Below are 19,496 nucleotides of genomic sequence, written 5' to 3'. Positions count from 1 at the left end.
GCGGCCCTGGGTGATGGTAGACCCACCGCGCGGCGCCCGTTGCCCCACACCGGACCGGATTGAGCGCGCCCTGACGGGGAAGGGATAGCCGGTACGCACCCGGCCCCGGAAGAGGACCAGAGATGAGCCAGAACCAGTACGAGTCGCAGGATCCGCAGGAGCAGTACCGTTCCCCGGAAGAGCAGTCAGGCGGGCAGCAGGAGCCCCCAGGAAAGACCAGCCGGATGCCGGACGAGCCGGACCACGGCGAGGAGTCGTACCAGGGCACGGGCAAGTTGACCGATCGACGCGCGGTGATCACCGGCGGCGACTCGGGGATCGGCCGGGCGGTCGCCCTGGCGTACGCGCGTGAGGGCGCCGACGTGCTCTTCACGTACCTGCCCGAAGAGGAGGAGGACGCCCGGGAGACGGTACGGCTGGTGCGGGAGGCCGGCCGTAGGGCGGTGGCGGTGGCCGGCGACATCCGTGACGAGGAACACTGCCAGGCCGTCATCGAGCAGGCGGTGAGCGAGCTGGGCGGGCTGGACATCCTGGTCAACAACGCCGCGTACCAGATGGCCCAGGAGGGCGGTCTGCTGGACATCACCACCGAGCAGCTCGACCGGGTCTTCAAGACCAACCTGTACGCGATGTTCTGGCTGAGCAAGGCCGCCGTGCCGCACATGAAGGAGGGCGCGACGATCATCAACACCGCCTCGATCCAGGCGTACCAGCCCTCGTTCCAGCTGCTCGACTACGCCACCACCAAGGCGGGCATCGTCAACTTCACCAAGGCGCTGGCGGAGAACCTGGCCGACCGGGGTATCCGGGTGAACTGCGTCGCACCGGGGCCGATCTGGACGCCGTTGATCCCGGCCACCATGCCGGAGAAGAAGGTCGAGTCGTTCGGCGGCGACACCCCGCTGGGCCGGGCCGGGCAGCCGGCCGAGCTGGCGCCGGCGTACGTCTTCTTCGCCGCCGGAGAGTCCAGCTACATCACCGGTGAGGTGCTCGGGGTCACCGGCGGCAAGCCGCTGAGCTGAGTTACCCACGTCTCGGTGGGGACGGCGCGGAGCAGGCATGGATTCCGACTACCCAGGGTAAGTCTGGACCATGACGCCGCTCCGCACGTCTCCTCCCGCGCCCGACGCGGTCGAAGTGCAACGCTGGACGTTGACCAGCGGAGCCGAACTACGTGACCTCCGCGTGGCCATCCACCGGGAGCTGACCGGTAACGCCCTGGTCGACGGCGAGCAGATGCACGAGGTGCCCGAGCAGATGGCGTTGGTGGCGACGGAACTCGCCACCAACGCCCTGCGGCACGGGCTGCCGCCGACCATCGTCCGGCTGCTGCGCGCCGACGACTGCCTGGTCCTCGACGTGGCCGACCACGACCTGACCCCGCTGCCGGAGCTCTCCGACACCCTGCCCGAGGGCTCGGGCGGCCGGGGACTGCTGCTGGCCCGCAGCTTCTCCGTCGACGTCGGCTGGTACGCCACCGAGACCACCAAGCACATCTGGGCCACCTTCCCCCGCCGGGCCGACCACTCCACGAGCTGACCGTCGGGTCCGCGACGCGCCCCGGTCAGGCCGGTGCCGGTGCCGGACGGTACGCCGCGATGGGGTTACGCAGCGTGCCGACGAACTGCAGCGCGGCCGACGGGTCGGCGAGATCCACCATCTGCCGGTTGTTGCGCAACTGGAGGCGGTTGAGGCAGGAGAGCGCGAACTCCTCGACGAAGAGGTCGTACCGGTCGAAGCGCTCGGCCAGGTGCGGCACCCGGTCGCGGTAGGCGAGCGCGCACTCGGCGACGGTCCGCCAGAACTCCTCCCCGGTGAGCACCCCGGCCCCGGTGAGCACGGCGTCGAGGTGACGCAGGAAACAGTCGAAGACGTCGGTGAAGATCGCCAGCAGACGTTCCGACTCCGGCACCCGTACCTGGATCCGCCCGACCAGCGGCGGCAGCTCGGCGTCCGGGTCGAAGACCACGATCTCCTCGGCGATGTCCTTGAAGATCACCCGCTGCACGACGCCGTCCTCAAGGACCAGGATGACGTTCTCCCCGTGCGGCATGAACGCCAGGTCGTGGGCGTAGAAGGCGTGCAGCAGCGGGGTCAGGTACGCGTCCAGGTAGCGGCGCAGCCACTCCGCCGGGGTCAGTCCGGACTCCTCGATCAACGCCACCGCCAACGAGCCGCCGGCGGAGTCGACGTGCAGCAGGGAGGCCATGGTGGCCAGCCGCCGCCCCGGCTCCAGGCCCGGCACCGGGCTCTCCCGCCAGAGCGCGGCCAGCATCTTCCGGTACGGCGAGTACCGGTCGGTGGCCGCCTCGTACTGCCGGTGGTGGTAGCCGACGGCGGCCCGCTCCCGCAGGATCGACAACCCGGTGGCCCGGAACACCTCGTCGCCGGCGATCAGCCCGGCCAGCCAGTCGTTGATCGCCGGGGTGGCCGCCATGTACGCCGCCGAGAGCCCCCGCATGAAGCCCATGTTCAGCACCGAGATCGCCGTCTTGACGTAGTCCCGGTGCGGGGCGGTGGCGTTGAAGAAGGTACGCACCGACTGCTGGGCGAGGTGCTCGTCCTCCCCGGCGCCGAGGCAGACCAGCCGCCGCGTGGCCACCTCACCGGCGAAGGTCACCGACAGCTTGTTCCACCACTGCCAGGGGTGCACCGGGATGAGGTGGTAGTCGGCCAGGTCCAACCCGAGCCCCGCCATGGACGCGGCGAACCGGGCAAGCGTCGGCTCCCCCAGCTCGGCCCGGATGTGGCTGTCGTAGTCCAGGTCGGCGGCGCAGCTGAACGTGGAGTGCTCGCGCTGGGCGGCCAGCCAGATCAGCTCGACGCGGGCGGCGGCCTCCGGGGCGTACCGGTGCTGGTCGTGGCTGCCGAAGCCGAGCCGGCCGCTGTTGGCCACGAAGCACGGGTGGCCCTCGGTCATGCCGGCCTCGACGGCCTGGAAGTCCGCGCGGGACAGCGTGGCCGCGTCGGGTGCGGGCCGGTGCAGGCGGAACGCGGCGCTGGCCAGGGTGGCGCTGATCTCCTCCAGGTAGACCGGCAGGATCTCGTCGGTCAGCCCGAGCGCGCCCCGCAGCTCGGTGCAGAGTTCCACCGCGTCCAGCGGCAGCTCCTCGTCCCCCCGCCAGCGGGTGATGCTCGCCGGATCGATCAGCCAGTGCTCCAGCGCCAGCCGTCGGGCCGCGAACCGGTACGTCACGCTCCCGTCGTCACCACCCACCTCGTACTGCAAGGAAGGGCCCCCTGTTATCGCTTTCTGTTGTACAAGGGGCCCTTCCTTGCAGGTGGGGGTGATGAGGCGTTCGTGGGCGAACTCGGCGAGGGCCTTGCGGACCAGGTGCCGGTTGGCGGTGGCCCAGTGCTCCGGCGTCAGGTGCGCGACGGCGTCGACGGGGTTCACGCGGGCATGTCTCCTTCGTGGCGGGCCTGGAAGTCGGCGCGGGTGCAGGTGCTGAGCAGGGCTTCCTTGTCGGGCAGCGCGACGGTGCCGACGACGGTGAACCCGACGGCGGCGTTCAGCGCCTGCACGGCGGTGTTGCGCACGTCCGGCTCGACCACCACCCGCCGCACGGTCGGGTCGGCGAAGAGCCAGGCCATCACCGTGGTGATCACGGCCAGGGTGAAGCCGGAGACCGGTTGCTCGGCCGGTGCGCAGAGGAAGTGCATCCCCACGTCACCCTCCTGCCGGTCGTAGCGGCCGACCAGTTCGACGTGCGCCGGGTCGTACCGCTCGGCCAGGAACGCCGGCCGGCCGTCCCAGAGCCCCAGGTACGCCTCGTGGTGCGGATGCGCGGCGATCCGCCGGTACTCGGCCACCACGGCGGCCAGGTCGGCCTCCTGCATCAGCCAGAAGGCGGCCTTCGGGTGGGTCACCCAGCGGTGCAGCACCGGGGCGTCGGCCACCGGGTCGAGCGGGCGCAGGGCGAACGCGCCGAGCCGGCGGTCGACCCGCCGGAAGGTCTCCGCCGTCACGACGCCGCCTGACCGGGTACGCCGAACTCCTGGAAGGCGATGCTCTGCTCGATCGGGTAGTGCTCCCGGCCGAGCAGCTCCCGGATGATCCACGAGTTGCGGTACGGCCCCATGCCCAGGTCCGGTGAGGTGATGCTGTGCGTGTGGGTGCCGCCGTTCTGCAGGAAGACCTCCCGCCCGGTGTGGTCGACGCTGTAGTTGCGGGCCACGTCGAAGCGGCCGTGCGAGTCGAAGCGGAGCCGCTCGGCGATGCCGGTCAGGAACTCCGGCACCTCGTGCCGGTAGCCGGTGGCCAGCACCAGCCCCTCGGTGTCCAGGGTGAACTCGCGGTCCTGTTCGGTCTGCCGCAGGCGCAGCGTGTACTGCCCGTCGTGGTGCTCAGCCCGGGTCAGCTCGGTGTTGGTGAGCAGCCGGGTGTCCACCGGCCCGGTGACGCTGCGGGCGTAGAGCAGGTCGAAGATGTCGTTGATCAGGTCGGAGTTGATCCCCTTGAAGAGGTTCTTCTGCTCGGCCTCCAGCCGGTAGCGGGTCGGCTCGGGCAGGGCGTGGAAGTAGTCCACGTAGTCCGGTGAGGTCATCTCCAGGGTGAGCTTGGTGTACTCCAGCGGGAAGAACCGGGGCGAGCGGGTCACCCAGTTCAGCTGGTAGCCGTACTCGTCCTGGTCGGTGAGCAGGTCGTGGTAGATCTCCGCCGCGCTCTGGCCGCTGCCGACCACGGTGACGCTGCGCCGGGCCCGCAGCGCCGCCCGGTTCGGCAGGTACGCCGAGCTGTGCACCAGGTCCCCGCCGAGGTCCCGGACGGCCGGCGGCAGGTACGGCGGGGTGCCGGTGCCGAGCACCAGGTGCCGGGCGGCGAACGTGGTGGTCTCCCCGGTGGCCACCACGGTGGCGGTCACCGTGTAGCACTCCTCGGCGGCGTCGTAGCGCACGTCGGTCACCCGGTGGCCGAAGAAGACAGTGGAGAGCTTCCCGGCGGCCCAGCGGCAGTAGTCGTTGTACTCGTTGCGCAGCGGGTAGAAGCTCTCCCGGATGTAGAACGGGTAGAGCCGGCCGCGTTCCTTCAGGTAGGCCAGGAAGGAGTACGGCGAGGTCGGGTCGGCCAGGGTGACCAGGTCGGCCAGGAACGGGGTCTGCAGCCGGGTGCCGGCCAGCAGCATCCCCGGGTGCCAGTCGAAGTCCGGCCGGGCCTCCAGGAACACCCCGTCCAGGTCGGTGAGGGGTTCGGTGAGGCAGGCCAGCCCCAGGTTGTACGGCCCGAGGCCGATGGCGACGAAGTCGTGGCGGGACATGGGGTGCTCCAGGCGAGTACGGGTGGTCATCCGACGGGGCAGGTGAGCGCGGCGGGCCGGTGCTCGCGGACGTACCGGCGGGCGTGGGCGGCGACCAGGTCCAGCACGTACGCGATGTCCGAGCCGGTGGTCTCCGGGTTGAGCAGGGTGAACTTGAGGTACTGCCGACCGTCGACGACGGTGCCGGCGACCATCCCGGCGCCGGAGGCGGCCAGCGCCTGCCGGGCGTACCGGTTGGCCGCGTCGACAAGCTCCGCCCCGGCCGCGTCGGGACCGTCGAGGCCGTCGACCAGTTCGTCGGTCTCCCCGGTCGGCTGCCAGCGGAAGACGACGGTGCTGAGCTGGGAGCGGGTCACCACCTGGAAGCGGGGGTCGGCGTCGAGCATCCGCCACGCCTCGGCGGCCCGATCCACCACCTCGTCGAAGAGTTCGCCGAGCGCGTCCGCTCCCATGATCCGCAGGGTGAGCCAGAGCTTGAGCGCGTCGAAGCGGCGGGTGGTCTGCAGGCTCTTGTCGACCTGGTTGGGGATGCGTTCGGCCACCGCGCGGGCCGGGTTCAGGTAGTCGGCGTGGTACGTCGCGTGCCGCAGGGTCGTACCGTCGCGGACCAGCAGGGCGCTGGAGGAGACCGGCTGGAAGAAGGACTTGTGGTAGTCCACGGTCACCGAGTCGGCCCGCTCGATGCCGTCGAGCAGGTGCCGGCGGGTCGGCGAGACCAGCAACCCGCAGCCGTACGCGGCGTCGACGTGCAGCCGTACCCCGGTGGTGGCGCAGACGTCGGCGATTGCCGGCAGCGGATCGATCGAGCCGAAGTCGGTGGTGCCGGCGGTGGCGACCACGGCCATCACCACCAGGCCCTGGCGTTGGCAGCGCTCGACCTCGCGGGCGAGGGCGGCGGGGTCCATCCGGCGGGTGGCGTCGGTGGGCACGGTGACCACCGCGTCCGGGGCGAGGCCGAGCAGGGTGGCCGACTTCTGCACGCTGAAGTGCCCGGCGGCGGAGGCGAGGATCCGCAGCCGGGGCAGCAGCTCGGCCCGCGCCGTCCCGACCGTGGCCGGGCCGACGGTCGGGCCGAGGGTGGCCGGGCTCCGGTCCGGGCCGGCGGCACCGGCGCGGGCCGGGCCGGTGCCGGCGCGGGCAATGGCGCTGGTGATGGCCTCCTCGCGGGCGATCAGCAGGGCCTGCAGGTTCGACTGGGTGCCGCCGCTGGTGAAGACTCCGTCGGCGGCCGGGCCGAGGCCGATCCGGCCGGCGGTCCAGTCGATCAGGCGACGCTCGATCAGGGTCGCCCCGGCGCTCTGGTCCCAGGTGTCCACCGAGGAGTTGACCGCGCTCAGGATGGCCTCGCCGAGCAGGGCCGGGATCACCACCGGGCAGTTCAGGTGGGCCAGGTAGCGGGGGTGGTGGAACCAGACGGCGTCGCGCAGGTACAGCTCCTCCAGCTCGTCCAGCGCCGCCGTGGGCTCACCGAGCGGGGTGTCCAGGTCCACCGCGTCGACCTCGCCGGCCAACCGGTCCGGGCTGATCCCGGTGAACGGCCGGTCGACGCCGGCCACCCGGGTCGCCACCCGGTCGACGCCGCTGGCCAGGATCCGCCGGTACTGCGCCACCGACCCGTCGTTGAACAGGTGCGCGCGGGCCGTGGTGGCCCCGACGGGCTGCCCGGAAACGGTCATGAAAGTTCCTCCACGATCTACAGTGGACATACGTCGGCCGGCGTCACCCCTGGTTGCCGACCCGGAGCCCGGGACTTCGACACGCGTTCCGACCAGGGGCAGCCGGCGACAGCGACTTAGGTTAACCTAACCTAAGGCCTTGTCAAGGCCATCCGACACTCCGAGGCACGGGAGCTAACACTGTCCGTCACCGCCGACCACCTGCCCCCGGACGCGCCCGGCGTCCCGCACGTCCTGCGGGACCCGCACGGCATCCCGCAGCTGCGCGCCGCCGACCACCTCACCCTGGCGTACGCCCAGGGTCGGGCCACCGCCCTGGACCGGGCCTGGCAGCTCGAGGTGGAGCGGCACCGGGCCCAGGGCACCAGCGCCACCTTCCTCGGTGTGACCGCTGTGGAATGGGACACCTTCGCCCGCCGGGCCCGGCTGGCCGACACCGCCCGCCGCTGCCACGCCAACCTCGACCCGGAGACCGCCGCCTGGGTCGGCGCGTACGTCGACGGGGTGAACGCCGGGCTCACCGCCGGTGCCGAGCGGGCCCCCGAGTTCGCCGCCACCGGGCTCCGCCCCGGACGGTGGGAACCGTGGGTGCCGTTGGCGCTCTGGCTGTCGGCGCACATCCTCTTCGCCGGCTTCCCCGGCAAGCTCTGGCGTACCGAGGTCGCCCGCCACCTCGGCGACGCCGCGATCGACCTCTTCGCCTTGGACGGGCCGGCCACCGCCGGCAGCAACGGCTGGCTGATCACCGGCACGCGGACCGCCACCGGCGGCCCGCTGATCGCCGGTGACCCGCACCGGATCGCCGAGGACCCCAACGTCTACCAGCAGGTCCGGCTCACCTGCCCGGAGTACGACGTGCTCGGCCTCGCCGTGCCCGGGGTGCCCGGCATCGCCCACTTCGGCCACGCCGGCCCGGTCGCCTGGGCGATCACCAACGCGATGGCCGACTACCAGGACCTGTACGCCGAACGGCTGCGCCGCACCCCCACCGGCGTCCAGGCCCTCGGCCCCGACGGCTGGGCGGACGCGACGGCCCACGTCGAGACGATCGAGGTGGCCGACGCCGACCCGGTCCAGATCGAAGTGCTCGAAACCGAACGCGGCCCCATCATCATCGGCGGCCTCGATCGCGCGTCCACCGGCTCCGAAGGGGCGGATAGCGGCGGTCTCGACGGCGGGGCCGGCGACCGCCCGGCGGCGATCAGTCTCCGTTACCCACCCCGGGTCCGGGGCGAGCTGGGCTTCGCGGTGTTGCCGGCGCTGCTGCGGGCGCGGACCGTGGCCGACGTCGACCGGGCCCTCGACGGCTGGGCGGAACCGGTAAACGTGGTCCTCGCCGCCGACACCGAGGGCGGGCTGCTGCACCGGGTCGCCGGGGCGGTCCCGCGCCGACACCGCGACAACGGCCGACGGGTGGTGCCGGCCTGGGAGCCCCGGTACGCCTGGCAGGGCTGGCACGCCCCGATCGCCCGCGCCGAGGTCGACGGGTTCGCCGTGATGGCCAACCAGCGCGGCCTGGCCACGCCGTACGGGGTGGAGTTCGCCCCACCACACCGGGCCGACCGGATCGCCGAGCTGCTCGACGCGGGCACCGGCTGGACGGCCGAGCGGATGGCCGAGATCCACACCGACACGTACCTGCCCTCGGCACAGCCGCTGCTGACCCGCCTCGCCGGCCTCGACGGGCTCACCCCCGCAGTCGCCGCACTCCGGGACCGACTGCTGAACTGGGACCGGCGGATGACCGCCGACAGCACCGACGCCGTCGCGTACGCGACCCTCCGGCACGCCGTCGTACGCCATCTCGCCGCCCAACCGCCACTGGCCGGGCTGGCCGGGCCGCTGCCGTACCCGGAGGTGTTCCGGCCCTGGTTGGCGCTGACCTCGCGGGTCGGGTTCGCGCTGAACCCGTTGCTCGCCAGCGCGACGCTGCCCGAGCTGGACCGGGACGCGGCGCTGCGGGCCGGACTGGAGCAGGCCGCCGCCGACCTCGACCCCAGCGTGGTCTGGGGTGACCGGCACCGGCCCGCGCCGTGGCGGGTGCCGGCCGGGCCGGCCGAGGAGTTCCCCGGGCTCGCCGGCGACCACGACTGCGTGCTCTCCACCTCCAGCGTCCCCGGCGTCACCGACCTGGCGTTCCGGGTGCCGGTGGCCCGGTACGCCTGGGACCTGCACGACCGGGCGGCCAGCCGGTGGGTGGTGCCGTTCGGGGCCAGCGGCGTCCCCGGCGACCCGCACCACCGCGACCAACTCCCGCACTGGGCGGTCGGCGACCTGCTGCCCGTGGTCACCGACGCCGGCCGGCTCGGCTCCACCACGGACGTGCCCGGCTTCGGGCGGGTCACCATCCGCCCCGTCGACCCGGTCGCCGACCTCGACACCATCCACTCCTGGGTCGGCCAGGAACGGGCCCGGTTCTGGGGGATGCGCGGCCTGGACCGGGAACGGGTAGGCGAGATCTACGCGTACCTGGACTCCCTCGACACCCACCACGCGTACCTGCTGCGGCTCGACGGGGTGCCGGTGGCGCTCTTCCAGACGTACCAGCCCGAGCACGACCCGGTCGGCGAGTGCTACGACGTCCGCCCCGGTGACTTCGGCATCCACCTGATGATCGGCCCGCCGCCGCCCGACGGGGTGCGGCCCGGCTTCACCGGCACGCTGCTGCGCGTCTTCCTCGACTTCGTGCTCAGCACCCCGGGCCGGACCCGGATCCTCGCCGAACCGGACGCCCGCAACGAGCGGGCCATCGCCCGGCTGGTCGGGGCCGGCTTCGTCCCCGGCCCGCAGATCGACCTGCCCGAGAAACGCGCCCAACTCCTCTTCCTCGATCCCGCCACCCGCTACCCGGCCTGCCCCGGCCCGGCAACAGCCGAGGAAAACTCATGAATTGCCAGCTCAGAGGCCATGTCGATCGCAAAACTCCCTCGTTTCGTTGGCACCCCGATGTCAGACCCGTCCGTAGACTGGACGCATGGCCGCCTCCGCCCATGACATCGCCGCCGAACTTCGCCGCCGCCTTCCCGGCCTCGGGGCCAAGAAGCTGCACAAGCTGCTGTATTACTGCCAGGGCCACCATCTCGCCACCTTCGACCGACCGCTGTTCGGTGAGACGATCGCTGCCTGGGACATGGGCCCGGTCGTCGCCGCCCTGTGGCGCGACGAGAAGAACCAGCAACCCCCACCACCTCGTCGAGGGCTGGGCGAGGCCGAGCTCAACACCATCGGGTACGTGATCTCCCGGTACGGCAAGCTGACCGGCAACGATCTGGAGAACCTCAGCCACGGCGAGCGCCCCTGGCAACTCGCCGACAGCAACCGGAGTCCTCAGGCCAGCGCCACCATCCGTAACGAGTGGATCCGGGACTATTTCGCCACCACCGGTGCTCCGACTTCCGACGCGGAGGAACCGGTGTTCGACAGCGAGCGCCTGCACGAGTGGCTCGCTGAATCGGTGACCGATGAGCGGCCCGCCAACCCGGACAACCTCGATTCACTCCGGGCGAGGTTCACCAGCAGTGTCTGATCCATCACTATGGCACCTCCGTGGTTTCGAGCAGCACCTTGATCTGTGGATCAGCACCCAGCAACCCGATCAGGATTTGATCAACCTGGTGACGGCATGGGTGCTGTCCCGCTTCGAAGACCCGTACCAGGGAGTCCGAAGGGAGCCCGGCTTCTCGAACCTGTGGTGGGGCCACGTACCGCTCTCGATTTCCGACGGCGAGGTGGTGGTGTGCTCGTATGTCATCGAGGAAGCGAATCGCACAGTGACCTGCAAGTCGATCATGCCGCTCTCCTGGCCCACCTGAACAACCGCCTCAAGATCGACTTCCGATGGTTTCGGCCGCAAGGAAGATCGCAGACACTCCTGTCTCACGGGAGCGGGCAAGATGGCCCCGCGCATGGCGAGGGGCAAGCGATGCCGCCATTCGTGATCTTCGACGAGCGGTGGATTTACGACAGCGCATGGGCTCGGCTCGGCGAAATGCGCGGCGTGACGTTGCGGATGCTCTGGGTGTAGCGTCCGAAGTGGTGGGCCCGCTGGAATAATTCGATGGGCCACCGTTCGAGCGGTCCAATGGAGGGTGTCGTGTCGCCCATCGCCGATCCTCGTTTCGGTGCCGAGATGCGTCGGTTGCGTTCCGGTGCACGGCTCTCGCTGCGCGCGTTGGCGCCTGTGGTGTACCAGAGCAAGAGTCAACTTCATGATCTGGAAGCCGGACGGCGGCAGCCGAGTGCGGACGTGGCGCAACGGCTGGATGATGCCCTCGGTGCGGATGGTCGGTTGGCCGTGTTGGCTCGGCCGTTGAGGTTGCCGGACGATGGTGCCTACCGGATCGCCTTCGCTGCCGGCCATCCGACCCGGACCGATCCGGCGACGGTCGACGCGCTGGCGGCGCTGTTGGCCAGTCACCGTCGGCTCGATGACGTTCTCGGTGCGGCGGCGGTCATGCCAGCGGTGCAGGCCAACCTGGATCTGGTCAGCCGGATGGTCAGCGAGGCACACGATGAGATGCGCATCCAGTTGATCGGCCAGGCGGCGCAGTGGGCGCAGTTCGCAGGGTGGTTGGGCATCGCCACTGGTGATCACGTGTGGTCGCGGCACTGGCTGAATCAGGCGTTGGAGTGGGCCGTGGAGAGCGGTCATGACGCGCTGCTGGGCACGGTGCTGTCGTTCCGGGCGGATCTGGCCGGGCAGTCCGGCGACGTGGGTGCGTTGCTTGGGGTCACCCGGGCGGCGTTGGGCAGGTCGGGTATGTCGCCGGGGCAGATCGCGTACGACCACTACCAGTTGGCTCGGGCGTACGTCCTGGTTGGTGACCGGCAGGCGGCGGTCAGTACGGCGGTGGCGGCCGATGATCGGGCGATTGCCGCGCTGGAGTACCAGGGGGAAATGCCGCCGTGGGACTACTACCGGGACCGGGCGTTCTTCGATCTGGAATCCGGGACCACCCGGGCGGTGTTAGGTGAGCATCAGCGGGCGGTGGAGTTGCTGACCGCAGGGCTTGCCGGGCTGGACGCCGATTCGGCGTCGGCTGACTGGACCGGCACGTACGTGTGTCAGCTTGCCGCCGCGCAGTTGGCGATCGGTGAGCGCGACGGCGCGGCGCAGTCGGTGGAGTGGGTCCGGGCCATCGCTGCGCGGAACCGATCCGGCCGGCTGTCCGCTCTTGTCCGCAAGACGGTGTGTGGGGTCAGTCTCCGGTAGGTGACCGGGCTACCGTCGAGGTGGTGGCTGGTTGCCGCCGCCGTCCCGACCCCGTACCCGGGAGCTTTCGACATGTCGGCGTCTTCGCGTTTCGCGGTGCGTCTGCGTGAGCTGCTCAACGAACAGGGCGTCACCTACCGCGCGCTCGCGGCCCGCACCTACTACGGCAAGAGCTACCTCCACGATCTGGCACACGGCCGGAAACTGCCCACGCCGGAGGCCGCCCAGGCGCTGGACACCGCGCTGGACGGCAACGGGGAGCTTGCCGCGCTGGCGGTTCTGGGCGAGGGCGGACGGTGGACGATCGGCTGTGGCACGCGGTGGCGGCAGCAGGACGCCGAAGAGCTTGCCGATTTGCTGGTCACCGCTCTACCGACCCCGGAGAACGCTGTCGAGTTGGCGCACCAGTGGTTGATCGCCGACCCGCCGCAGCGCTACGAACTGAACGCCGGCCGGCGAGTGGGTGCCGAGACGGTGGACCGGGTCGAGCGTCGGGTCCGGCAGTTGCGCCGCTTGGACGATCACGTCGGCGGTGCCGAGACGTACGCGATGGTCGTCGCCGAGTTGGACGCCACCGCCGTGCTGTTGCGGGAGGGCAACCACGTCGAGGCCGTCGGGCGTCGGCTGCTCGGAGCGGTCGCGGACCTGGGGCAGCTTGCCGGGTTCGTCGCTGCGGATACCGGCCGGCTGGTCGACGCCCGCCGTTTCTACCTGGCTGGCATGCGGGCCGCGCATGCGGCGGGGGACCCGGCCAGCGCGGCCAACTGTCTCAGCGCCCTGAGCTATCTCGAAGCGAACGTCGGGGATCGGCGCGAGGCGGTCACCCTAGCTCGTTCCGCGTACGCCGGTGGCCGGCAGGCGGCTGAGGCCACCGGCCGCGCGTTGCTGCTGGAACGGGTTGCGTGGGCGCACGCCCGTGTCGGTGAGGGGGACTTGGCCGAGCGTGCGTTGGGCATGGTGGAGGAGGCGTACGCGGGCCGTGACCCGGAGGTTGTGCCGCCATGGGCGTACTGGCTGACTCCCGACGAGGTGGAGATCATGTCGGGCCGGGTGTGGACGGAGTTGCGTCGGCCGCTGTGGGCGGTGCCGATCCTGGCCCGGGTGACCGCTCACTACGGCCCGGACACACCTCGCGAGACGTCGCTGTATCTCACCTGGCTGGCCGAGAGCCTGCTTCAGGCCGGGGAGGTCGAGCAGGCGGCCGAGACGGCCGGGCGGGCGTTGGAGCTGGCTCGTCGGGCGCAGTCTCACCGGGCGGTCCAGCGGGTGGCGGACATCGGCCGGCTCCTGGTCGAGGCGTCAAGAACAGAGGCGCGGACTTCCTAGCGAGTAGGGAAGCCTCAACCGAGGGCATGCGTTCGGGTACTCTCTGCGCCCGGCTTCAGGTGTACCGTCCGAAGTAGCAGCCCGTCGGGTCGGGCGGTGGTTGCTCATCGCGTCTGCGGGAGATGGCATGACCCAGCCCACTGTCGGTGATCGCCTCGGGGCGATCCGTCGTGAGGGCAAGCTGACGCAGGAGCAGCTTGCCGAGCGGTCCGGGATCAGCGTCGAGGTGATCCGGAAACTGGAGCAGGGCAGCCGTGGCGCGGCTCGGCTCGAAACGCTGCACTCACTTGCCCGTGCTCTGGGTGTGTCGACGTCCGCGTTGCTCGGTGACGCATCGCAGGCCGCCGCACGTGGGGAACCCGGCCACCGGCAGCTGTCGTTGGCGGAGATCCGCCGGGTCGTGGCCCCGGTGCGAGGGATCAGCGGTGCTCCGCTCGTCGTGCCGACGGCCGAGCCGCCCAGCCTCGACGTATTGCGCGGCAACCTCCACGCTGCCGACCGGGTCTACAGCGCTGGTGACTACGCCGCCGCGTTGCGAGTCGTGCCATCGTTGCTAGTGAACGCGCGTGCGGCCGTCGGTCTTGCCGATGACGAGCGACAGTGCGAGGCGTACGACCTGCTCGCCCGCGCCCACCACCTGGCCGGTGGACTGCTGATCCAGTTGCGGGCGGACGACCTGGCACAGATCGCGCTTTCTGGAGCGCTCGACGGGGCGCAGCGGTCCGGGGATCAGGTCGTGGCGGCGACCGTCATCCGGACGATGTGTTGGTTGTTGATGCGCCAAGGCCGCATCGGTGAGGCAGCGGAGCTGGCGGTGGTCACCGCCGACGAGGTCGAGCCACGGTTGTCTCGGGCGACGCCGGCCGATCTTGCCGCGTGGGGGTGGCTGTTGTTGAGCGCCGCCGCAGCCCAGGCCAGGGACAACCGGCCAGACGAGGTGGCCGATCTGGTGGGCGTCGCCGCTGCCGCTGCGGTCCGGATCGGTGAACGGGTGCCGGCGGCCGACCACCTCATGCTGGTGGGCGGGTTCGACACCGCCAAGGTGCAGATGCAGCGGGCGGAGGCGGCGGCCGTGGCCGGTGACGCAGGGCGGGTGCTGGAGCTGTCGGCACTGATCCCGCCCGTACCCACCATCAGCAAGTCTGCGTGGCGACGGCATCGTCTGGATCTGGCGTGGGCGTACGCGGAACTGCGGCGGTATGGCAAGGCAACTGCGGTGTTGACACAGCTGAGCGGCACGGCACCTACCTGGCTGCGCCAGCAGCGGTACGCGCGGGACATCGTGAACGCCATCGCGCTGGGTCGCCGTCGAGCGATGACGGACGAGCTGGCGGACCTGACTGAGCTGATGGGCTGCGCACGCTGACTGGTACGCCACGTCCGAGTCGCTGAATCCGGATCTTCGAATCGCACTTTCCGCACCTGTCCGCCAACTCTCTGTGATTGCAACCTGTGGCGGAGCGGTTACCTGCTGTTTCTCAGCAGGTAACCGAAGCCGGGCGCGCCGGCGGCGATCCTTCCAAGAGCACCTTGGCGCGCCCCTTCCCGTGGGGGTGGCAGTGGGTGACGACAAGCCGGCCAGGAGCCTGGGTGAGCAGATCCAGGCGGCCGAGCACGAGGCGGCCCGCCAGCGGATACTCGCGCTGGCCGAGGCGGAGCGGATTCCGGTCGAGGAGACGACCCGGGTGGTCGCAGTTCGGGCCGGGCGGCGTGGTCGTGGGTGAGTTGCCGGTGGGTCGGCGGGTGGCGTACTGGCGGGGTCGGCGTCGGTTGTCGCAGCAGGTCTTCGCCGACCGGCTCGGCAAGTCGAAGAGCTGGGTGGACAAGGTGGAGCGCGGGGTCCGGGCCCTGGACAAGGTCTCCACCCTTCAGGAGATCGCCACGGTGCTGCGGATCGACCCGGCGGTGCTGCTCGGTCGGGACGCCCGGCCCGTCGAGGTGAGCACCCGGGTCGATGAGGTGGAACGTATCCGGGTTGCCCTGTCGCGCTACGAGGTTCCGCTCGGTCGGCCGCCGGGTAGCCGCCCGGTGCTGTCCGCCGGCCGGTTGGCCCGGCAGGTCGGGCACGCGTGGACGACCTTCCAGTACGCCCGGTACCCGCTTCTGGTCGGTCTGCTGCCCGATCTGCTCGGTGATGCCCAGCGCACCCACGCCGCCGATCCCGCCGCCGGCTGGGTGCCACTGGTGCACACCTACCGGCTCACCGCAGCCCTGCTGGTCAAGCTCGGCGATCCCGAGTCGGCATGGCTGGCCGCCGACCGGGCGATGATCGCCGCCACCGGGGACCGGAGCCTGGTGGCGGCAGCCGCCGTGCAGCTCGGGCAGGTGCTACGCGCCGCCGGTCGGGTACGGGTGGCGAAGTCGGCGATGCTCGCCGCCGCGTACCGGGTCACCGCGGGCGTACCCGGGCGGGGTGCGGACCTGTCGTTGTGTGGGACCTTGCTGGTGCAGGCGGCGCTGGCCGCCGCTCAGGACGGTGACGACAGTGCGGTGGCGGAGCTGCTCGACGAGGCCGCCGGGCTGGCCGCCGAGGTCGGCGACGGCCTTGATCACCACTGGACCGGGTTCGGGCCGACCGCTGTCACGCTGGCCCGCACCGCGGCGGCGGTCGACCTCGGCGACGCCGGACAGGCCATCGCCTGGCACCACAGTGGCATCCGTCGCGACGGCTGGCGCTGGCTGGCCACCGAACACCGCGCCGCCCACCTCCTCGACGCCGCCCGCGCCCACCTGCACACCGACGACGCCTTCACAGCCGGACGGCTCCTGGCCGAAGCCGACCGGACCGCACCCGCCGAGGTACGCCACCGACCCGCCGGCCGCGACCTCCTCGCCCACCTCGCCCGCGACCCACGCACCCCGACCACCATCACCCACCTCGCCATCACCCTCGGCGTCGGCTGATGACCGGCCCGTTCCTGAGCCTGGCCCAGATCCACAACCGGCTGATCCTCACCGCCCGCCAGGTCCTCCGCCAACACCGGCCCGGTCCCGACGGACGCTGCCCCACCTGCCGCACGACAGGGTGCCCGGTAGCCGACGCCGCCCGCGACGTCCTGCACACCGCCACCCGGGTACGACTCTGGGCCACCACGCCCCCACCGGACGACTCCGTCGATCCACCGCAGCCCGGCTGACCTCCGCCGCCCCCCGAGTCGACTCCAACGACCCCGACCCCGACGACCCCGACGACCCCGACGACCCCGGCGACCCCGGCGACCCCGAGCCTGGACCACGCGGAGAGATCTGACCGGAGCACGAACCACCTGCCCCGCCTACCCCCGCCGGGCACCCGCGACAGCTCAGGCGCCTGCGGCGGGCCAAAGACCTGACCCGTCGAACGCCCGACTCCCGCCCTCCCCCGGCACGCTCGCTCCGTACCCGACCCAGTGGGTAGATCTTGGACACTTACCGTCCAAATACGACGGTAAGTGTCCAAGATCTACCCCGATGCCCGCCGAGGCGGGCATCGGGGCGGGCATCGGGGCGGGGGTGGTGGGGTTGGCTGAGAAGTAGAACGGTTTTATTTCCTATTTGCCCTTTTTGATGCCTGCAAGGTGTCTGCGACAGCTCAGACGGCGCGGCGAACGCACGCCCGCCACCCACACAGCGCGACGAACGCACGCCCATCGCCCACGCAGCGCGGCGAACGCGCGCCCGTCGTTCGTGCGGCGCGGCGGGGCCGCTCCCCCGGGAAAGATCTTGGAAGAAATGTGCCCCCATAGGGGCCGATTTCTTCCAATATCTTTGCCGCAAAGCGGGCGGCGCGGGGGCGGGCGACACGCCGAGCTTCTTGCAATCGAAAACCGTTTCCAACAAGATGGGAGTGTCCAGGGGAGCACGGGTGAGGAGTCGGGATGGGTCATCTGTTGGTGGTGGAGAGCTGGGTGGGCGCGATGAGCGGCCTCCTGCCGAGGGCGATCCGGGAGGGCGGGCACCGGTTCACGTTCCTCACCCGGGACCTGCACCACTACCTGCGCGCCACACCCCCCGGCACGGTCCACCCGCTGCTCGCCGCCGACAACGTGCTCACCACCGAGACCAACGACGTACCGGCGCTGTTGACTCACGTCGCCAAGCTGCACGAGACGCTCGCCTTCGACGGGGTGCTCACCTCCTGTGACTACTACCTCGGCACGGTGGCCCGGATCGCCGAGCGGCTCGGGCTGCCCGGTGCCGCGCCCGGGGCGGTCGAGCGGGCGTACCGCAAGGACCTGGCCCGCCAGGCGCTGCGCCGGGCCGGGGTGCCGGGGCCGGCGTTCGCCGTGGCGCAGGGCTGGGCCGAGACCCTCGACGCCGCCGAGGAGATCGGGTACCCGCTGGTGGTCAAGCCGGTCGACCTCTGCGCCGGGATGCACGTCCGGCGGGTCGACGACCGGGCCGGGTTGCGGGCCGCTTTCGACGCGCTCGCCGGGTTCCCGGTCAACGCCCGCCGGCAGCCCCGGGTGCCGTTGGTCCTGCTGGAGGAGCTGCTCACCGGTCCGGAGGTGAGCGTCGAGACGGTCACCGTGCCCGCCGCCGCGACCGGGTCGGTGACGACCGTGGTCGGGGTGACCGGGAAGCGGCTCGCGGGCGCGCCGTGGTTCGTGGAGAGCGGGCACCTCTTCCCCGCCGACCTGCCGGCGGAGACCAGCCGGGCCGCCGCCGAGACCGCCGTCGCCGCGCTCGCCGCCGTCGGCCTCGACCGGGGCGTGGCCCACACCGAGTTGCGGCTCACCCCGGCCGGGCCCCGGGTCATCGAGATCAACCCCCGGCCCGCCGGCAACCAGATCACCGAACTCGTCCGCCGGGTCACCGGCATCGACCTACCCATGGTGTACGCCCAGCTCGCCCTCGGTGAGCGGCCCGACCTCACCCCCACCGACACGGGGGTACGCAGCGCCGCCATCTCGTTCCTGCTGCCACCCCGGGCCGGCACCGTCGCCGGGATCACCGGCACCGACCGGCTGACCGACGACCCCCGGGTGGTCGACCACTCGGTGAAGCCGGCCGGGCACCGCACCGGCGACGCGAGCAGCAACAACGAGTATCTCGGGCACGTGTCGACGGTGGACACCACCGGTGCCGGGGCGCTCGCCGCCGCCGAGGAACTCGTCTCCGGGCTGGCCGTCCGGTACGCCGACGAGCTGACCGGGGCCCCGGCATGAGGGCCGCGACCACGGCGGCGTACCGGTCCGTGGACGAGGTGGTGGCGGCGGTGGTGGCCGGGCGGTTCGGAGTGGATCCGGCCGGCCAGCGGGTGAGCGTCGGGTTCGTCACCCGGCAGGGGGCCCGGCATCCGGGGCGCGGTCGGGCGTACCGCAATCACGTACTCAGTCTGCGGGTCGGCGCGGCGGTCGGCTCCTGCGCCGTCGAGCCCGGTGAACTGCCCGACGAGGTGGCGTACGACTGCGTCGGGCACACCGTCGCCGACCTGCTCGCCCATCCGCTGCCACCGGTCCGGGTGGCCGTGCTGGACGCGTACCTGATGGGGGTCCGGCCACACAACGGAGCCGAGTCGGCGTCGCTGCCCGGCGGGGCGTCGCAGGCCGAGCGGGCGTCGCAGGCCGAGCGGGTGTCGTTGCCCGGTGGGTCGTCGCTTGCCAAGTCGACGGCGCGGGCGGCGGCCGTGGTCGATCTGCTGCCGGTCGGGCCGGGGGCGACGGTGCTGGTGGTCGGGGTGGTCAACTCGCTGCTCGCGGCGCTGCGCGAGCGGGGGTTGCGGTACCTGCCCTGTGACCGGGCGGGCGGCAGTACCGAGTGGGGCGAGCCGAGCCGGCCCGACCCGATGCCGCTGCTCGATGAGGCCGACGCGCTGCTGGTCTCCGGGATGACGCTTGGCAACGGCACCTTCGAACCGCTGCTCGACCATGCCCGGGACACCGGGAAGCCGCTTGTCGCGTTCGCCCAGACCGGCAGCGCGGTGCTGCCGTGCTTCCTCGGCGCGGGGCTGACCGCCGTGTCGGCCGAGCCGTACCCGTTCTTCTGGCTCGACGGCGGCCCGACCACCCTCTACCGCTACCGGGTGACGGCGTGAGCGGGCAA

18 protein-coding genes and 1 pseudogene are annotated in these 19,496 nt (G+C 71.5%); 14 read left to right on the top strand and 5 right to left on the bottom strand.

Annotated features, from left to right (window positions below):
• Positions 1-122 precede the first annotated feature (122 nt).
• Positions 123-1,022: an SDR family oxidoreductase gene (locus ACN28G_RS28955; RefSeq protein WP_091433868.1), complete on the top strand. Its 900-nt coding sequence runs from the start codon at positions 123-125 to the stop codon at positions 1,020-1,022.
• Positions 1,023-1,092: 70 nt separating this feature from the next.
• Complete coding sequence (locus tag ACN28G_RS28950) at positions 1,093-1,539, top strand: ATP-binding protein (RefSeq protein WP_091433867.1); 447 nt, start codon at positions 1,093-1,095, stop codon at positions 1,537-1,539.
• A gap of 25 nt (positions 1,540-1,564) precedes the next feature.
• On the opposite strand, the gene ACN28G_RS28945 is transcribed toward ACN28G_RS28950, so the two are convergent.
• The 5 genes from ACN28G_RS28945 to ACN28G_RS28925 all read right to left on the bottom strand — a co-directional run bounded on the left by ACN28G_RS28945 (position 1,565) and on the right by ACN28G_RS28925 (position 7,285).
• Entirely contained in the window at positions 1,565-3,397 is a 1,833-nt protein-coding gene (locus ACN28G_RS28945; protein WP_421480787.1) for an IucA/IucC family protein, read from the bottom strand.
• On the bottom strand, positions 3,394-3,969 hold the full coding sequence (locus ACN28G_RS28940; RefSeq protein ID WP_421480786.1) for a GNAT family N-acetyltransferase: 576 nt from the start codon (positions 3,967-3,969) through the stop codon (positions 3,394-3,396). The genes ACN28G_RS28945 and ACN28G_RS28940 overlap by 4 nt, the downstream gene beginning before the upstream one ends.
• Positions 3,966-5,258, bottom strand: coding sequence for a lysine N(6)-hydroxylase/L-ornithine N(5)-oxygenase family protein (locus tag ACN28G_RS28935; RefSeq protein ID WP_091433862.1), 1,293 nt, complete (start codon positions 5,256-5,258; stop codon positions 3,966-3,968). The genes ACN28G_RS28940 and ACN28G_RS28935 overlap by 4 nt, the downstream gene beginning before the upstream one ends.
• Positions 5,259-5,284: 26 nt before the next feature.
• Complete coding sequence (locus ACN28G_RS28930) at positions 5,285-6,934, bottom strand: pyridoxal phosphate-dependent decarboxylase family protein (protein WP_421480785.1); 1,650 nt, start codon at positions 6,932-6,934, stop codon at positions 5,285-5,287.
• Between the two features lie 174 nt (positions 6,935-7,108).
• On the bottom strand, positions 7,109-7,285 hold the full coding sequence (locus ACN28G_RS28925; RefSeq protein ID WP_229688402.1) for a hypothetical protein: 177 nt from the start codon (positions 7,283-7,285) through the stop codon (positions 7,109-7,111).
• Here ACN28G_RS28925 and ACN28G_RS28920 point away from each other — a divergent pair.
• The 12 genes and pseudogenes from ACN28G_RS28920 to ACN28G_RS28865 form a co-directional block, all read left to right on the top strand.
• Positions 7,220-9,241, top strand: a pseudogene (locus tag ACN28G_RS28920) (penicillin acylase family protein); the annotation flags it as partial. The gene ACN28G_RS28925 and the pseudogene ACN28G_RS28920 sit on opposite strands and share 66 nt — an antisense overlap.
• A 15-nt stretch (positions 9,242-9,256) precedes the next feature.
• Positions 9,257-9,823, top strand: coding sequence for a GNAT family N-acetyltransferase (locus tag ACN28G_RS28915; protein ID WP_421480998.1), 567 nt, complete (start codon positions 9,257-9,259; stop codon positions 9,821-9,823).
• Between the two features lie 85 nt (positions 9,824-9,908).
• The gene (locus tag ACN28G_RS28910; RefSeq protein ID WP_091433856.1) at positions 9,909-10,460 is read left to right on the top strand and encodes a Panacea domain-containing protein; all 552 of its coding nucleotides are present in this window, start codon (positions 9,909-9,911) and stop codon (positions 10,458-10,460) included.
• On the top strand, positions 10,453-10,746 hold the full coding sequence (locus ACN28G_RS28905) for a hypothetical protein (RefSeq protein ID WP_091433854.1): 294 nt from the start codon (positions 10,453-10,455) through the stop codon (positions 10,744-10,746). Before ACN28G_RS28910 ends, ACN28G_RS28905 begins: the two co-directional genes overlap by 8 nt.
• Before the next feature lie 281 nt (positions 10,747-11,027).
• Positions 11,028-12,146: a helix-turn-helix domain-containing protein gene (locus ACN28G_RS28900; RefSeq protein ID WP_175440423.1), complete on the top strand. Its 1,119-nt coding sequence runs from the start codon at positions 11,028-11,030 to the stop codon at positions 12,144-12,146.
• A 96-nt stretch (positions 12,147-12,242) separates the two neighbouring features.
• Positions 12,243-13,472 (top strand): helix-turn-helix domain-containing protein, encoded by a 1,230-nt coding sequence (locus tag ACN28G_RS28895; protein WP_175440422.1) that lies wholly within the window; start codon positions 12,243-12,245, stop codon positions 13,470-13,472.
• A 127-nt stretch (positions 13,473-13,599) separates the two neighbouring features.
• Positions 13,600-14,838, top strand: a complete 1,239-nt coding sequence (locus ACN28G_RS28890; protein ID WP_091433848.1) for a helix-turn-helix domain-containing protein — start codon at positions 13,600-13,602, stop codon at positions 14,836-14,838.
• 193 nt (positions 14,839-15,031) lie between these two features.
• A complete protein-coding gene (locus ACN28G_RS28885) occupies positions 15,032-15,196 on the top strand; it encodes a hypothetical protein (protein ID WP_175440379.1) in 165 nt (54 codons plus the stop codon).
• Entirely contained in the window at positions 15,189-16,376 is a 1,188-nt protein-coding gene (locus ACN28G_RS28880) for a helix-turn-helix domain-containing protein (RefSeq protein WP_421480784.1), read from the top strand. The genes ACN28G_RS28885 and ACN28G_RS28880 overlap by 8 nt, the downstream gene beginning before the upstream one ends.
• Complete coding sequence (locus ACN28G_RS28875) at positions 16,376-16,609, top strand: hypothetical protein (RefSeq protein ID WP_421480783.1); 234 nt, start codon at positions 16,376-16,378, stop codon at positions 16,607-16,609. Before ACN28G_RS28880 ends, ACN28G_RS28875 begins: the two co-directional genes overlap by 1 nt.
• Before the next feature lie 720 nt (positions 16,610-17,329).
• Positions 17,330-18,619 (top strand): ATP-grasp domain-containing protein, encoded by a 1,290-nt coding sequence (locus ACN28G_RS28870; protein ID WP_091433844.1) that lies wholly within the window; start codon positions 17,330-17,332, stop codon positions 18,617-18,619.
• Positions 18,616-19,488: a Rossmann-like domain-containing protein gene (locus tag ACN28G_RS28865; protein ID WP_421480782.1), complete on the top strand. Its 873-nt coding sequence runs from the start codon at positions 18,616-18,618 to the stop codon at positions 19,486-19,488. The genes ACN28G_RS28870 and ACN28G_RS28865 overlap by 4 nt, the downstream gene beginning before the upstream one ends.
• Positions 19,489-19,496 lie beyond the last annotated feature (8 nt).

It is taken from the genome of Micromonospora sp. WMMA1923 (genome assembly GCF_049179195.1).
In the GTDB taxonomy this organism is placed as follows: Bacteria; Actinomycetota; Actinomycetes; order Mycobacteriales; family Micromonosporaceae; genus Micromonospora; species Micromonospora yangpuensis.
Note: the sequence above shows the minus strand (reverse complement) of the source record. Positions and strands in the feature narration are given on the sequence as shown.

Coding starts and splice junctions, on each gene's coding strand:
- ACN28G_RS28910 (WP_091433856.1), top strand. CDS start 9,909: ATGGCCGCCTCCGCCCATGACATCGCCGCCGAACTTCGCCGCCGCCTT.
- ACN28G_RS28870 (WP_091433844.1), top strand. CDS start 17,330: ATGGGTCATCTGTTGGTGGTGGAGAGCTGGGTGGGCGCGATGAGCGGC.
- ACN28G_RS28930 (WP_421480785.1), bottom strand. CDS start 6,934: ATGACCGTTTCCGGGCAGCCCGTCGGGGCCACCACGGCCCGCGCGCAC.
- ACN28G_RS28865 (WP_421480782.1), top strand. CDS start 18,616: ATGAGGGCCGCGACCACGGCGGCGTACCGGTCCGTGGACGAGGTGGTG.
- ACN28G_RS28935 (WP_091433862.1), bottom strand. CDS start 5,258: ATGTCCCGCCACGACTTCGTCGCCATCGGCCTCGGGCCGTACAACCTG.
- ACN28G_RS28890 (WP_091433848.1), top strand. CDS start 13,600: ATGACCCAGCCCACTGTCGGTGATCGCCTCGGGGCGATCCGTCGTGAG.
- ACN28G_RS28955 (WP_091433868.1), top strand. CDS start 123: ATGAGCCAGAACCAGTACGAGTCGCAGGATCCGCAGGAGCAGTACCGT.
- ACN28G_RS28950 (WP_091433867.1), top strand. CDS start 1,093: ATGACGCCGCTCCGCACGTCTCCTCCCGCGCCCGACGCGGTCGAAGTG.
- ACN28G_RS28875 (WP_421480783.1), top strand. CDS start 16,376: ATGACCGGCCCGTTCCTGAGCCTGGCCCAGATCCACAACCGGCTGATC.